The organism is Streptomyces sp. NPDC048001 (assembly GCF_043203115.1).
GTDB lineage: Bacteria > Actinomycetota > Actinomycetes > Streptomycetales > Streptomycetaceae > Streptomyces > Streptomyces sanyensis.
Genome location: NZ_JBIDBN010000010.1, coordinates 181,208 through 195,627 on the forward strand (window position 1 = coordinate 181,208; position 14,420 = coordinate 195,627).

At 75.6% G+C, this 14,420-nt stretch carries 11 protein-coding genes; 8 read left to right on the top strand and 3 right to left on the bottom strand.

Going from position 1 to position 14,420, the window contains the following annotated elements; genetic code table 11:
• Positions 1-86 precede the first annotated feature (86 nt).
• The 8 genes from ACGF15_RS20115 to ACGF15_RS20150 all read left to right on the top strand — a co-directional run bounded on the left by ACGF15_RS20115 (position 87) and on the right by ACGF15_RS20150 (position 9,359).
• On the top strand, positions 87-3,029 hold the full coding sequence (locus ACGF15_RS20115; protein ID WP_345613366.1) for a BTAD domain-containing putative transcriptional regulator: 2,943 nt from the start codon (positions 87-89) through the stop codon (positions 3,027-3,029).
• 295 nt (positions 3,030-3,324) lie between these two features.
• Positions 3,325-3,546 (top strand): hypothetical protein, encoded by a 222-nt coding sequence (locus ACGF15_RS20120; RefSeq protein WP_345613368.1) that lies wholly within the window; start codon positions 3,325-3,327, stop codon positions 3,544-3,546.
• A 458-nt stretch (positions 3,547-4,004) separates the two neighbouring features.
• Complete coding sequence (locus tag ACGF15_RS20125) at positions 4,005-5,432, top strand: ATP-binding protein (RefSeq protein WP_345613370.1); 1,428 nt, start codon at positions 4,005-4,007, stop codon at positions 5,430-5,432.
• Positions 5,429-5,851 (top strand): roadblock/LC7 domain-containing protein, encoded by a 423-nt coding sequence (locus ACGF15_RS20130; protein WP_256524062.1) that lies wholly within the window; start codon positions 5,429-5,431, stop codon positions 5,849-5,851. The genes ACGF15_RS20125 and ACGF15_RS20130 overlap by 4 nt, the downstream gene beginning before the upstream one ends.
• Positions 5,848-6,207, top strand: a complete 360-nt coding sequence (locus ACGF15_RS20135; RefSeq protein ID WP_345613412.1) for a DUF742 domain-containing protein — start codon at positions 5,848-5,850, stop codon at positions 6,205-6,207. The genes ACGF15_RS20130 and ACGF15_RS20135 overlap by 4 nt, the downstream gene beginning before the upstream one ends.
• A 4-nt stretch (positions 6,208-6,211) precedes the next feature.
• Entirely contained in the window at positions 6,212-6,847 is a 636-nt protein-coding gene (locus tag ACGF15_RS20140) for an ATP/GTP-binding protein (protein ID WP_345613414.1), read from the top strand.
• Positions 6,844-8,130, top strand: coding sequence for a cytochrome P450 (locus ACGF15_RS20145; protein ID WP_345613416.1), 1,287 nt, complete (start codon positions 6,844-6,846; stop codon positions 8,128-8,130). The genes ACGF15_RS20140 and ACGF15_RS20145 overlap by 4 nt, the downstream gene beginning before the upstream one ends.
• Positions 8,127-9,359: a cytochrome P450 gene (locus tag ACGF15_RS20150; RefSeq protein ID WP_392800648.1), complete on the top strand. Its 1,233-nt coding sequence runs from the start codon at positions 8,127-8,129 to the stop codon at positions 9,357-9,359. Before ACGF15_RS20145 ends, ACGF15_RS20150 begins: the two co-directional genes overlap by 4 nt.
• A gap of 52 nt (positions 9,360-9,411) precedes the next feature.
• Here the strand turns inward: ACGF15_RS20150 and ACGF15_RS20155 are convergent, their stop codons facing one another.
• The 3 genes from ACGF15_RS20155 to ACGF15_RS20165 form a co-directional block, all read right to left on the bottom strand.
• A complete protein-coding gene (locus ACGF15_RS20155; protein WP_345613420.1) occupies positions 9,412-10,119 on the bottom strand; it encodes a hypothetical protein in 708 nt (235 codons plus the stop codon).
• A 96-nt stretch (positions 10,120-10,215) separates the two neighbouring features.
• Positions 10,216-12,579, bottom strand: coding sequence for a PQQ-binding-like beta-propeller repeat protein (locus tag ACGF15_RS20160; protein WP_362611304.1), 2,364 nt, complete (start codon positions 12,577-12,579; stop codon positions 10,216-10,218).
• Positions 12,580-12,864: 285 nt separating this feature from the next.
• Positions 12,865-14,202 (bottom strand): VOC family protein, encoded by a 1,338-nt coding sequence (locus ACGF15_RS20165; protein WP_376426778.1) that lies wholly within the window; start codon positions 14,200-14,202, stop codon positions 12,865-12,867.
• Positions 14,203-14,420: the final 218 nt, after the last annotated feature.

The following is a 14,420-nucleotide window of genomic DNA, read 5'->3' on the forward strand; positions in this document are numbered from 1 at the left end:
CGGGCGCGCCCCGCTGCTGACGCGGCCGCCGCCGACAGGGCAGACTGTCGAGGGCGATTCCGGCAGTACGGGCAGGGGGCAGCCACATGGGCCGTGACAGCGGGCCACGCGTACCGGACCAGCGCGCTCCGCACGGCGGTGACGCCGCCGGTCTGCACTTCTCCGTGCTCGGCCCCGTCCGGGTGCGGCGCGGCGGGGACACCCTGCCGCCCGGCTCCCCGCAGCAGCGCGCCCTGCTCGCGGCCCTGCTGCTGCGCGGGGGGCGGACCGCCACGGCACCGGAGCTGATCGACGCCATCTGGGGACCGGAGCCGCCCCCGCAGGCCCTCGCGGCCGTCCGCACCTACGCCTCCCGGCTGCGCAAGGCGCTCGACACGCAGGCCCTGGTCAGCGAGTCGGGCGGCTACGCCCTGCGCATCGCGCGGGACGCCCTGGACCTGACCGTCGCCGAGGACCTCGCGGACGACGCGCACAAGGCGCTGGCCGCGGGCGACCGCGGCCGGGCACGCGCCCTGCTCGCCGGGGCGCTGGAGCTCTGGGACGGCGAGGCCCTGGCCACCGTGCCGGGACCGTACGCCGAGAACCACCGCGCCCGGCTGGCGGAATGGAACATCCAGCTGCTGGAGACCCGTCTGGACCTGGACCTGGAGACCGGCCGCCACGCGGAGGCGGTCTCCGAGCTGACCGCGCTCACCGCCGCCCACCCGCTGCGCGAGCGGCTGCGGGAGCTGCTGATGCTCGCGCTCTACCGCAGCGGGCGCCAGGCCGAGGCGCTGGCCGTCTACGCGGACACCCGACGGCTGCTCGCCGAGGAGCTGGGGGTCGACCCGCGGCCCGAACTGTCCGGCCTCCAGGAGCGCATCCTGCGGGCCGACGCGGAACTCGCCCGCCCCAGCGAGCAGCCCGCGGCCGCCGCCCGTCCCGCCCGGCCCGCGCAACTCCCGGCCACGGTGCCCGACTTCACCGGCCGGGACGCCTTCGTCCGCGAACTCGGCGACCGGCTGGCGACCGCCGAGGGCTCGGTGATGGCCGTGTCCGCCCTCGCCGGGATCGGCGGCGTCGGCAAGACCACCCTGGCCGTCCATGTCGCCCACCAGGCCCGCGGCCGCTTCCCGGACGGCCAGCTGTACGTGGACCTCCAGGGCGCGACCAGCCGGGCGGCCGAGCCGGAGACGGTGCTCGGCGCCTTCCTGCGGGCCCTCGGCACGGCCGACTCGGCCATCCCCGACACCCTCGACGAGCGGGCCGCCCTCTACCGCTCGGCCCTGGACGGCCGCCGGGTGCTGGTCCTGCTGGACAACGCGCGCGACGCCGCCCAGGTCCGCCCCCTGCTGCCCGGCACGGCGGGCTGCGCCGCCCTGGTCACCAGCCGGGTCCGCATGGTCGACCTGGCCGGGGCGCACCTGGTCGACCTGGACGTGATGTCACCGGACGAGGCACTGCGGCTGTTCACCCGGATCGTGGGCGAGGAGCGGGTGTCGGCCGAACGCGAGGCCGCCCTCGACGTGGTGGCCGCCTGCGGTTTCCTGCCCCTGGCCATCCGCATCGCCGCCTCCCGGCTGGCCGCCCGGCGCACCTGGACGGTGTCGGCGCTGGCGGCGAAGCTCGCGGACGAGCGGCGGCGGCTGGACGAACTCCAGGCGGGCGACCTCGCGGTGAAGGCCACCTTCGAGCTGGGATACGGGCAGTTGGAGCCCGCCCAGGGGCGCGCCTTCCGGCTGCTGGGGCTGGCGGACGGCCCGGACGTCTCCCTGGCGGCGGCCTCGGCGGTGCTGGATCTGCCCGCGCACGACACGGAGGACCTGCTGGAGGCCCTGGTGGACACCTCCCTGCTGGAGTCCGCCGCGCCGGGCCGCTACCGCTTCCACGACCTGGTGCGGCTCTACGCGCGTGCCTGCGCCGAGCGGGACGAGCGGGCGGAGGACCGCGAGGCCGCGCTCTCCCGGCTCCTCGACTTCTATCTGGGCACGGCCGCCCGGGTGTACGGGATCGAGCGGCCCGGCGACCGCCTGCCGGACCATCTGGAGCCCACCGGCGGTGCGGGGCTCGCCTTCGCCGACCGGCGGGGGGCGCAGGACTGGCTCTACGCGGAGGCCCACTGCCTGCTCGCCTGCGCCCGCCAGGCGGCGGCGGGACCGCGGCTGCGACGGGCCGTGGACCTGCTGTGGGCCGCCAAGGACCTGGGCGAGTCGGGGGCCAACTCCCGTCTGTACGAGACGGTCACGGGCGCCGTGCTGCGGGCCGCCCGGGCGGCCGGGGACCGCAGGGCCGAGGCGCGGGCGCGGACCTCGCTGACCAATGTGCACCTGGTGGCGGGCCGCTACGACCTGGCGGACGAGGAGGCGGCACAGGCCCGGGTGCTGGCGGCGGCGGCCGGAGACCCGGTGCCCGTCTACTGGTCGGACAACGACCGCGGCATCATCGCCTTCAACCAGGGCCGCTACCCGGAGGCGGAGGAGCACCTGAGCCATGCCCGAGAGGGGTCCCGGGCGGACGGCAACCGCCCCGGCGAGGCCAGTGCGCTGTGCAACCTCTCGCGCATCCACCTGTCGCTGGGGCGGACGGAGGAGGCCATCGCGCTCGCCGGGAAGGGCGTGGAGCTCTACCACCGGACCGGTCACACGCTGCGGCTGGCCAACGCCCGCTACGCCCTGGGGGTCGCGCTCACCCGGGCCGGGCGGTGCGCCGACGCGCTCGATCGCCTGCACGAGGCCCTGGAGGGCTTCGGGACCCACCGGCAGCGGCTGTGGGAGGGGACGACCCTCTTCCGGATCGCCGAGGCCCAACTGGCCTCCGGGGGAGCCGCCCAGGCCGCCCGGTCGGCCGAGCAGGCGCTGGCGACGGGCTGCATCGGCGGGGACCGCATCCGCGCCGGGGTGCTGACGGTCCTCGGCCGGGCCCTCGACGGCCTCGGGCAGCGCGACCGTGCACGGGCCTGCTGGCAGGAGGCGCTGGCGCTGCACGAGCAGAGCGGCTCCGCCGAGGCCGAGCAGGTGCGCGGCCTGCTGAGCCCCTTGGGCACCGTCTGAGGGCCCCGCCGGGCCCGTCCTCCGGCAGGGCCCCGGCCCTGCGCCGGCACGCCCCGGACGTGTTCCGGGGCGTGCCGCGGCGCACGGCCGATCCGCCCCTCCCGGGCCCGTAGCTGCGCCCGGGGACCGCCCGGGCTGCACGTTCATCGGATGTTTATGCTCGTCCTACAGACTCGGCGGCAGCCGGTTCGTCGCATCGGGGGGCAGACGGATCGCCGTCTTCCGTCCGGCGGCCCTCGGGGGAGCTGCCGGGCGGAGGACACCTTTCACCAGACGTACGAACAGGGGGACTGGGATGAGCAGGATCGAGCGGGACAAGGACGAACTCGCCCTTCTCGGCGACAACCACACGCCCGCACCGCCCGCCGACGGCGGCAGCACCGGCACCGGCACCGGCACCGGCACCGGCACGGTCCCGGTGACCACACTGGGCGACAACCACACGCCGGCACCGCCCGCCGACGGCGGTATCAGGACGCTGGGCGACAACCACACGCCCGCACCCCCGCGGGACTGAGTCCCGCACGAGGGGAACGGCCGCGGCGGCGCGGATGGGGAGCCGCCGCGGCCGACGCATGCCCGCTTTCGGTGCGGAGTCCGGGCGGGCGCGGGACGGCCCGCCGCGGGGGGCGGTCCGGGAGCCGGGGTACGGCGGCGGGGTCCGGCAGAAAGGGCGGTCCGGACCGGGGAGCGGTCCGGCCCGGGGAGCGGTCCGGCCCGGGGAGCGGCCCGGCGGCGGAAGGTGTCCGGCGGCGGAAGCGGGCGCTCCACCCACGAGGGATTTCAGGCCATGTGCGGCCGATTTGTGGCCGGTGGCACACCCCGACACTTCATCAACTTTAAGCAGGGTTCGGACAAATCCAAAAGGATCTTGTGCGGAAACCGAGCACAATCGCACGGTGGCGGTGTGTACTTGGCGGGGTCCACCCCCATCCGGGTGGACCACACCCCCTGCCTTCCCCGAGGTCCACCACAATGATCGAGATACCGGAGCTGGCCGCAGGCGGCCTGGCCGCCGGGACCCTGTCGGCGTTCGCCCTCGGCGGCGGGCTCCTGCGCGCCCGCCGTGCGCGCGCCCGGCAGCAGGCCGAGATCGAGGCCCTGCGCGCCCGCCTCGACGCCACCGGACAGGAACTCGACCGCGCCGCGGCCGCGTTCACCGCGGAGATCGAGCACCTGGTCACCAAGCGGATGCCGGCCGAGGCGACCCGGAGCGCCCATGCACACGTCCAGGTGCCGGGGCCGCTGGGCCCGGCCGGCACCGGGACCGACCGCGTACTCGAAGGACTGCGCAACGCCATCGCCCACGAACGCAAGCGCGTGGACGCCGCCGCCCGCGCCGGAATGCGCGGCACCACCCGGGAGATCCAGGCCGGGCTCTACCGCCTCCAGGACGTCCTCCACGGCCTCCAGCAGCGCTACGACGACCCCGAACTGGCGCAGACCCTCTACGCCCTCGACCACGAGAACGAGCAGTCCCTGCGACGGGCCCAGGTCGCCGCCGTGGTCTGCGGCGCCTGGGTCGGCCTCGCCCGCGAGGAGTCCCACCTGGTCGACGCCGTCACCGGCGGCCAGGCCCGGCTGGTCGGCTACCACCGCATCCAGGTCCACCACCATCTGGAGCCGGGCACCGCACTGGTCTCCCACGCGGTCGAGCCCGTGGCCATCATCGTCGCCGAGCTGCTGGACAACGCGCTGCGCCACTCCTCCCCGGACACGGCCGTCGTCGTCAACCTCGAACGGGCCCACCACGGTGTGACGGTGACCGTGGACGACGCCGGGGTCGGCATGGCCCCCGACGAACGGGCACGCGCCCAGCGGATGGTGGCGGGCAGCGAGCCGATCCTGCTGTCCGAGCTCGGCGACCCGCCGCGCATGGGGCTCGCCGCGATCGGCCAGCTCACCCGGCAGTTCGACCTGACCGTCGACCTGTCGACCCCCTCCCCCTACGGCGGTGTGCGCGCGGTCCTGCTCGTGAAGAACCATCTGCTGTCCTACATCGATCCGGTGCTCCACCCGGCGTCCGCGAGCGCCGCCCCCACGACCCGTCAGCAGGAGGACCACGAGCCTCAGCCCGACCAGGTGCACCTCGTCCCCGACGGCGCCGACGGCACGCGCCGGCGGCCCGCCTCCCCCGAGCCGGCTCCCGGCGCACGGTCGCCCTTCGAACCGGCGCCGGCACCCGCCCGGCACGCCCCCGCGGACCCCGCCCCGGAGCCCCTGGGGGAGGACGGCCTCCCCCGGCGCCGTCGGCGCGCCCCTGCCGCCGTCCCCGCGGACCTGCGCCGCCCCGCCTCCCCCTCACGCAGCCCCGAGGAGTCCGCCGCGGCGCTCGGGGCACTCCAGTCCGCCACCAACGCGGCCCGCAGGGCCGCCGCCTCCGAAGGGAGCGACCCCCGATGAACAGCCGCGAGACCGGTGACACGGCCTGGGTGCTCGATCCGATCCTGGAGATCCCTCATGTGCGCGCCGCGGTACTGCTGACCAGGGACGGACTCGTCTCCGGCTTCTCCGCCGCCCTGTCGCAGGACTCCGCCGACCGCGTCGCCGCGATCGTCTCCACCGTGCAGGGCGCCTGCCGCACCGCCGCCGCCGCGTTCGCCGACGCGCCCGCGGCCCAGCTCCGGCAGGTGGTCGTCGAGTCCGACCACGGCTACATCCTGGTCGCACCGACCGACCACGGGACCTGCGTGGCCGCCTACGGAGGCCCCGAGGTCCGGCTCGACCTGCTGGGCCACCGCGTCCACTCCCAGGTGGCGCGGCTGGGCGAGAAGGCCATGGCCGCCGCACCACGCGGCGCCGAGGGCGGCTACCCCGTATGACGGGCCGCCGGAGCGGCCGGCCGCTCGTCCCCGCCTATCTGTCCACGGGCGGGGTGGCGCGGCCGAGCCGCAACAGTCTGGAGCGGCTGTCCGTGCTGACCGGCGCGGGCGGGCCGCCGCCCGCCGGGCTCCCCTCGGCCCAGGTGGCCCTGCTGGGCCTGCTCGACGGCGGCTCGCTCACGGTGATGGAGAGCGCGGCCCTGCTGCGGCTGCCGGTCTCCGCCGTACGCGTCCTGGCCGCCGCCCTGATCGACCAGGGGCTGGTGAGCGCGCGCCCACCGGTCCCGCCCGCCGCCCTGCCCGACCGCGACCTGCTGAAGAGAGTGGCCGATGGCCTCCGCGCCCTCAAGCTCTGACCGGATGCACAGCCCCGGGGTACCGCCCTCCGCGACCACGTCGGCCCCCGTGGCGCCGGACGAGGTGAACCATCTCCCCGACTCCGCGCGCGAGTTGGTGAAGATCCTGGTCACCGGCCCGTTCGGGGTCGGCAAGACCACCCTGATCGACTCGGTGTCCGAGATCCGCCCGCTGCACACCGAGGAGCATCTGACCGAGGTCTCCGCGAGGGTCGACGACCTGGCCGGGGTCCGGGACAAGAGCACGACCACGGTCGCCATCGACTTCGGGCGGGTCTCCCTCGGGGACTCGGTGGTGCTGTACCTCTTCGGCACACCCGGGCAGGAGCGCTTCCGCCCGCTGTGGGACGACATCGCCTACGGGGCGCTCGGCGCCCTGGTGCTCGTCGACACCCGCCGGATCGACGCCTCCTTCGACGTCCTGGGCCTGGTCGAGGAGTCCGGCCTGCCGTACGCCGTCGCCCTCAACACCTTCCCCGACGCGAAGCAGTACACCGAGGAGCAGCTGCGGCGCTCCCTCGACCTGGAGCCGGACACGCCCCTGGTCACCTGCGACGCGAGGGACACCAACTCCTCCGTCGACTCCCTGCTCGCGCTCGTCCAGCACCTGATCGACCGCATGGCCCCGGAGGCGCAGTGACCGCGTACCCCGCCCGCTCCGACGCCTTCACGCTCACCGCGCCCGTGCGGCTGTGGGAGGAGGGCTTCGCCACCGACCCGTACGCCTACTACGCCACCCTGCGGGCACAGGGTCCGATCGGCTGGGCCGAACTGGCCCCGGGGATCTTCGCCTACGTGGTCACCGACCGGCGTGCGGCGCTCGACCTGCTGCACGACACCGAGACCTTCTCCGTGGACCCCCGGCCCTGGGAGCGGACCGTCTCGGAGGACTCTCCCGTCCTCGGGATGATGCGGTGGCGGGCCAACGCCCTCTTCGCGGACGGCGCCGAGCACGTGCGCTACCGCACCACCATGCTGGACGCCTTCGACCTGGTGGAGCCGCACGACCTGCGCGAGCGGGTGCACCGCGCGGTGGACATCCTGGTGTCCCGGTTCGGGCCCAGGGGCGAGGCCGACCTGGTGACCGAGTTCGCCCGCCCGATGATGGCGCTGATCTTCAACAGCCTCTTCGGCCTGCCGGACACCGAGTCCGGACGGCTCGACGCGGCGCTCGGCGCCATGATGGAGGGCGGTGAGCGCTCCGCCCAGGGCGAGGCCGAGTACGGCCGGTACGTGATGGAGCTGATCGCCGCCAAGACCGCCGAGCGGGGCGACGACCTCACCAGCCGGCTGCTCGACCACCCCCTGGAGCTGACGCCGGAGGAGGTGGTGTGGCAGGTGTTCCTGATGCTGGGCGCGGGCCACGAGCCCTCGGCCAACCTGATCTCCAACGCGCTCTCGCGGATCCTGGGGAACCCGGCGTACTACTCCACCCTGACCTCCGGGGCGCGGCCGGTGATGGACGCGGTGATGGAGGTGCTGCGGTACGAGACCCCGCTCTCCAACTACGGGGTGCACTTCGCCCGGGAGTCGACGAGCTTCCACGGGATGTGGCTCCAGGCCGCCGTGCCGATCGTCATCTCCTTCGGCGCCATGGGGCACTTCGCCGAGAAGGACTTCGCGGGGGCCCACCATCCGCACGACGCCTCGCACATGTCCTGGGGCGCCGGTCCGCACGCCTGCCCGGTGAAGCAGCCCGCCCTGCTGATCGCGACCGGCGCCATCGAGCGCCTCACCCAGTGGCTGCCCGACCTCGACCCGGTACTGCCGCGGGAGCGGCTGGAATGGCGGCCGGGCCCCTTCCACCGGTCCCTGCGGGCGCTGCCCGTCCGCTTCACGCCCCGCACCCCCGACCGCACCCCCGCCCTGACCCCCGGGCCTGCGGCCGAATCCCCGACCGACCAGGCAGGAGATCGCGCATGACCGCGTCCACCCGTGTGGCCATCGACCCGTTCGGGGCCGACATCGTCGCCGAGAGCGCCCGTCTGCGCGCGCTGGGCGCCGTGGTGCCCGTCGAGCTGCCGGGCGGCATCCCCGCCTGGGCGCCCACCGGCTACGACACCCTGAAGGCGCTGATCCTCGACCCGAGGGTGAGCAAGGACCCCCGCAAGCACTGGTCGCTCTTCCCCCACGTGCCGGAGCGGCCCGAGTGGACCTGGATCCTCGGCTGGGTGGGCGTGGTCAACATGCTCTCCACCTACGGCAGCGACCACCGGCGCCTGCGCACGCTGGTCGCACCCAGCTTCACCGCCCGCCGGACGGAGGCTATGCGCGAGCGGGTCGAGGGGATCACCGCCGAGCTGCTGGCGCAGGTGGACGCGGCGGGCGGGGACGGAACGCCGGTCGACCTCAAGGCGGCCTACGCGCACCCGCTGCCGATGCGGATGATCTGCGAGCTGTTCGGCGTCCCGGACCGGCTGCGGGAGGACACCGGCCGGCTGATCGCGGCCCTGATGGACACCTCGGACCCGAGCCCGGAGCGCGCCGCCTGGGTGCAGGAGCAGATCGGCTCGGTGCTCGGCGCCCTCATCGCCCACAAGACGGAGAACGCGGGCGACGACATGACCACCGAGCTGATCCGGGTCCGCGACGAGGACGGGGACCGGCTCAGCGACGAGGAGCTGCTGTACACGCTGCTGCTGGTGATCGGCGCGGGCTTCGAGACGACGGTCAACCTCATCGGCAACGCGGTGGTGGCCCTGCTCCGCCACCCCGAACAGCTGGCGGCCGTGCGCGCCGGGAAGACCTCCTGGGACCAGGTGGTGGACGAGGTGCTGCGGGTGCACCCCTCGATCGCCTCGCTGCCGCTGCGCTTCGCGGTCGAGGACCTGACCGTCGACGGGGTCACCGTCCCGGCCGGGGACGCGATCCTCACCACGTACGCGGCGGCCGGCAACGACCCGGCGCACTACGGGGCGACGGCCGCGGAGTTCGACGCCACGCGCTCGGCGGACGACCACATGGCCTTCGGGATCGGGGTGCACCGCTGCATCGGCGCCCCGCTGGCGCGGATGGAGGCGATCACCGCGCTGCCGGCCCTCTTCGACCGGTATCCGGACCTGGCGCTGGCGGTGGATCCGGCGGAGCTGCGGCAGGTGCCGTCCTTCATCGCCTACGGCTGGCAGGAGATCCCGGTCCGCCTGCACGGCTGACCGGCCCGGCCGGGGCGGAACGCGTGGAGGGCGCCGTCGGGCGGCGCCCCGCTCACCCCTCGTCGGCCCGGCCGGTCCCCCCGTGCGGGGGAGGGCCGCCGGGCTCCCGGTCCCCGTCGCCGCCGCGCCCCGCATCGCTCCAGCGCTGCGGGCCGGGAGGCGGGGCGCCCTGCGGGGGTGCCGCGTACGGGGGCGGGCGGTAGACCGGCGGGGCGCCGGGCAGCGTGTCGTCGGGCCGCAGCGCGTAGGGGCCGCGACGGTAGGGCACGGGGCCGGTCGGGTCCGTGCCGTAGGGGCCCCAGTCCTCCTCCGGCGGCGCCGGAGCCGCCTCCTGCACCGGGACGTGCCGTCGGCGGCCGCTCATCACCAGGGCACCCAGCAGCAGCAGGACGCCTCCCCCGGCGGCCAGCGCCACGCCCTCGCCCAGTCCGCCGCCGTCCCCGCCGACGGTGAGGCTGCCCGCGGCCTGCCCCTGGCGGACCATCCACAGCACGGTGAACCCGAGGACCACCAGGCCCGCCAGGGCGACCGGCGCCCGCAGGCGCAGGGCCACGCCCACGACGGTGAGCAGGGCGGCGAAGGCGAACGGCAGCAGCAGCGAGGTGGCGAGCGCGCCCTCGGCAGCGGTGATGCCCCCGAACAGGTCCTGGATCCGGTAGTCGCGCCCGAGGCGGCCGTCGTACCAGTCACGGAAGGGGCTCCATACGGCGGCCGCCGCTCCTGCGAGAGCGATCAGCGAGCCGATGACGTTGCGGACCATCGCCGGCCTCCTCGTGTCAGCCGTCTGCGGCCGATACCGCTCCCGCTGCCGACGCTACGCCCGCCCCGGGCCCCCCGCCATGCGGACCGGGGCCGCTCAGCGGCGCCCGGTCGCCGTGCCCTTGCCCGCGTCCAGGGCGTAGACGCAGCGGTCCTTGCTGCACGCGTACACCACACCGCCCCGGACCACGGGCGACCCGCTGATCTCGCCGCCGGTGGCGAGCTTCCAGCGCAGTTGGCCGCCGCTCGCGTCGAGGGTGTAGAGCACATGGTCCGCCGAGCCGAAGTGCACCCGCCCGTCGGCCGCCACGGGCGTGCCGACCACCTCGCCGCCCGCCGCGAAACGCCACATCGGCGTGCCGGTGACGGCGTCCAGGGTGTAGAGGGCGCTGCCGCTGCCGACGTGGACGTTCCCGGCGGCGACCAGCACCGGCTCGACCGAGGGGCGGGGCTCGGTGGCGATCCGCCAGCGGTCCTTGCCCGTGGCGGCGTCGAGCGCGTACACGGTGCCCAGGTAGTCGGCCAGGTACACCCCTCCGCCCGTGACGGCGGGGCCCGGGGCGAAGGCGGGCGGGGAGAGGAACACCGCGGGCGCCTCGAAGTGCCAGCGGACCAGGCCGGAGGCGACCTCCACGGCGATCACCCGGGTGCCGGCCGAGACATAGGCGCAGCCGTCGGGAGCCGGCTGGACGCGGACCGGCACATGGCCGCAGGAGGCGGCGTCGCCGACGGGGTAGGACCAGCGCTCGGCGCCCGTACGGGCCTCCAGGGCGCGCAGCCGGGCGTCCTTCCACACGAAGACGGTGTCCCCGAAGATCGCCGGTCCTGCCTCGGCGGTCTCGAACTCGGTCTGGGCGCCGTTGAGCTCCCACAGCTTCTCGCCGCCGGCGGCGTCCCAGGCCTGCACGCCGCCGCCGCGGGTGCCGGTGAGCACCGTGCCCCGGTCGGCCCGGAGCGAGTACACCCAGGCGTCGGTCGTCAGGCGCCAGCGCTCGGCGCCGGTGGCCGCGTCCAGCGCGTAGAGCGTGGGGCCGTCGGAGCCGTGGATGCGGCCGCCGTCGACGGCCATGGACCAGGCGACGTCCCGGGTCTTGAACTGGCGGCGTCCGCTGGCGACGTCGAGGGCGTGGACCTCGAAGGAGGTCACGTAGAGGAGGTCGCCGTCGACGACCGGGGTCCCCCAGACGTCGTTCGACATGCGGAAGCGCCAGGGGCGCCAGTGCGTGGGTGCGGCGTCCTGCTGCGGTACGGGTACCGGTGTGGCGGAGGGCCCGGGGACGGCACGGGTGGCGGTGTCGGCGCCGGTCACTCCGGCGGGGGGCCGGATCCAGCCCGTCGCCGGTCCCGCGTCGGCGGCGGACGGGCGCCCGGCGGCCGCGACCGCCGGGCCGGGGCCGATGGCCACTCCGGCGCCGGCCAGGCGGACCGGTCCGCCGTCGGCGGAGGCGGGCGGGGCCCCCGCGGAGCCGCGCGGGTCGCCGGACGCGACCCGGGCGGGCTCCCGGTCGGGCGGCGGCGGGACGGGCGCCGGCGGCGGCCCCGGAGGACGGGCCGGTGCCTGGGTGCGGCCGCCGCCGCGGCGGGTCTCGATCATGGCCGTGGCCCGCCCGGGGAGCCAGGCGGATGCCGTGCCGCTGTCGTCGTGGCCGGAGGAGAACAGGTGCGGGGCGAGCTGCGCCTGGAGGTCCTCGGGGGTGGGCCGCAGACCGGCGTCCATCTGCATGCAGTGCTCGATGAGCGGGCGGAGCTCCTCGGGGAGCCCTTCGAGGTCGGGCCCCTCGCGCAGCAGCATGAAGACCGTCTCCACGGGGTTGGCCCCGTGGTACGGCGCGTGCCCGGTGGCGGCGAACACCAGGGTGGAGCCGAGCGAGAAGATGTCGCTCGCGCCGGTGACGCTGCGCGAGTCGCGCGCCTGCTCGGGCGACATGTAGGCGGGGGTGCCGACGGCGACGTTGGTCATGGTCAGGCGGGTGTTGGAGACCCCGGAGGCGATACCGAAGTCGATCACCCGGGGGCCGTCCTCGACGACCAGCACGTTCGAGGGCTTGAGGTCCCGGTGGACCAGGCCGGCGCCGTGGATGGACTGGAGCGCCTCCGCGATGCCGGCGGCCAGCCAGCGGACGGCCTGGGCGGGCAGGGGCCCGCACTGGTTGACGATCTCCTCCAGGGAGGGCGCCGGCACATAGGCGGTGGCCAGCCACGGCACGGCGGCGCGCGGGTCGGCGTCCACGACGGCCGCGGTGTAGAAGCCGCTGACGGCCCGGGCCGCCTCGACCTCGCGGGTGAACCGGACGCGGAACAGCTGGTCCTCGGCGAGCTCGGTCCTCACCGTCTTGATCGCCACCCGGCGGCCGGAGGCCGACCGGGCGAGATAGACCAGTCCCATGCCCCCGGCCCCGAGCCGGCCCAGCACCTCGAACGGACCGATCCGTCTCGGGTCGTGCTGCGTCAGCTGATCCATACCCGCGTGCCACCTCCCCGTACGGACTCCTCACCGTGAAGGTCCGTCTCTTGCCGCCCCGTGCAGGGTCTCACCCGCGGGCCCGCGGAGGTGAGCACCCCTGATTGTTCCTGTCCGGGGCCGCCGTTGCGAACCCGGGGGCGGATCGGGGTGTCTCACCGCTTATCGGACGCCTCCGGCGGGGCCGGAGCGTGCCCCGCCGGACGGCGACGACCCGGGGCAGGGGAGCCGTCGCGGCCGGCGCGGAGGCCTCCCGGCGGGGCGCCTGCGCGGCGCGGGGCCGTCTCAGCCGGTCCCGGTGCCCTCGCCGCCGTCCGCGCCGCTCCCGCCGGGGCGGCCCCGGCCGGACCGCTCGCCGGACTCCGCGGGCCCGTCCTGCTCCCCGGGTCCACCACCCTCCCGGGGGGCGGCCCGCTCATCTGCCCGAGCCTCCTCGGCGCCCTCTTCGCCGCCCTCCTCGGCTTGCGACTCCCCCGGACCGGGCGCACCCCGCTCACCGCCCTCCTCGGCTTGCGACTCCCCCGGACCGGGCGCACCCCGCTCACCGCGCTGCTCCGCACGGCTCCCGCGCGCGCGGCGCTCCCGCCCGATGCGCCGCCTCAGGCCGAGCCTGCCCCGTCCGGGCTCCCCTCCGCCCGTTTCCTCCGCTGCCGCTCCGCCCTCCTCCGGCGGCACGGGCCGGGGGGCGCTCTCCGGGGTCTCGGAGTGCTCGCCGCCGGGGGCGGCCCCGGGGGCGCGTACCGGCCCGGGGGCGTCGTGCGGCCAGGGCGCCTCGGTCTCGCGGCCTTCCCGGGCGGCTGCGCCGGTCCCGGGGCGGCCGCCGCGGGGCTCGGCGAGGACCGCGAAGGTCGCGCCCTGGTCGTCGCAGAGGACCGCGGTGCGGCCGTAGGGGATGTCATACGGTTCGGTCCGCACCCGGCCGCCGAGGCGGAGCACGGTCGCGGCCGCGGCATCGCAGTCGGCCACGCGGAAGTACACGAGGAAGTGGCCCGGCATCTCGGCGGGCAGCGAGTCGTCGATGACGCTGCGCCCGCCCACGGCCGTGCTCTCGCCCGGTTCGGTCCCGGGCGGGGACCACATCCGGAAGTCCTCCGGGCCGAGGCCCTCGCCGAGGTCCGTCCCCCGGAAGCCGAACACTCCCTCGTAGAAGGCGTCCACCCGCTCCCTGGCCCGTGTGTAGACCTCGGCCCAGCAGTAGGAGCCCGGCTCGTCCTGCGTCTCGAAGCCGGCGCGGTCGCCCGCCTGCCACAGGCCGAAGACGGCTCCCCCGGGGTCGGCGACGACGGCGGCCGTGCCCTCGGTGCCGACGGGGAAGGGCTGGTTGATCACCTGGCCGCCGCTGGCGGTGATCAGGCGGGCGAGCGCCGCGGCGTCCGGGGTGGCGAGGTAGACGCTCCATACGGTCGGCATCCGGCCGTCGCGCTTGGGCGTCAGGGCCGCCACGAGGCTCCCGTCGCGGTAGGCGTCGGCCCGGCGGCCGCGGGTGCCGCCGCCGGGCAGGGGCTCCCCGCCGCGGTCGGTGAAGGTCCATCCGAAGAGCTCCGCGTAGAACCGCTTGCCCGCTGCCACATCGGGGAGCGATGCGTCCACCCAGCACGGCGTTCCCTGTACGAATCCGGCCATGGGTGTCGCCCCTTCCGTGTGAGGACCGTCACCTTCACGCTAAGGGCGGCCCAGGCGGTGCGCGCGCAATCGCTCACCAAAAATACGAACACACGAGCGAATCCCTGCCATGGAGTGACCTTTTGCCCGTCTTGTTCCAGGTCAGAGCCGTTGCCTCATCCACGGAACTTGTCCACAGCCTGTTGACAAGGTGCGACCTTCCGGGGCCGTCACCCCAT

Coding starts and splice junctions, on each gene's coding strand:
- ACGF15_RS20115 (WP_345613366.1), top strand. CDS start 87: ATGGGCCGTGACAGCGGGCCACGCGTACCGGACCAGCGCGCTCCGCAC.
- ACGF15_RS20120 (WP_345613368.1), top strand. CDS start 3,325: ATGAGCAGGATCGAGCGGGACAAGGACGAACTCGCCCTTCTCGGCGAC.
- ACGF15_RS20125 (WP_345613370.1), top strand. CDS start 4,005: ATGATCGAGATACCGGAGCTGGCCGCAGGCGGCCTGGCCGCCGGGACC.
- ACGF15_RS20130 (WP_256524062.1), top strand. CDS start 5,429: ATGAACAGCCGCGAGACCGGTGACACGGCCTGGGTGCTCGATCCGATC.
- ACGF15_RS20135 (WP_345613412.1), top strand. CDS start 5,848: ATGACGGGCCGCCGGAGCGGCCGGCCGCTCGTCCCCGCCTATCTGTCC.
- ACGF15_RS20140 (WP_345613414.1), top strand. CDS start 6,212: ATGCACAGCCCCGGGGTACCGCCCTCCGCGACCACGTCGGCCCCCGTG.
- ACGF15_RS20150 (WP_392800648.1), top strand. CDS start 8,127: ATGACCGCGTCCACCCGTGTGGCCATCGACCCGTTCGGGGCCGACATC.
- ACGF15_RS20155 (WP_345613420.1), bottom strand. CDS start 10,119: ATGGTCCGCAACGTCATCGGCTCGCTGATCGCTCTCGCAGGAGCGGCG.
- ACGF15_RS20160 (WP_362611304.1), bottom strand. CDS start 12,579: ATGGATCAGCTGACGCAGCACGACCCGAGACGGATCGGTCCGTTCGAG.
- ACGF15_RS20165 (WP_376426778.1), bottom strand. CDS start 14,202: ATGGCCGGATTCGTACAGGGAACGCCGTGCTGGGTGGACGCATCGCTC.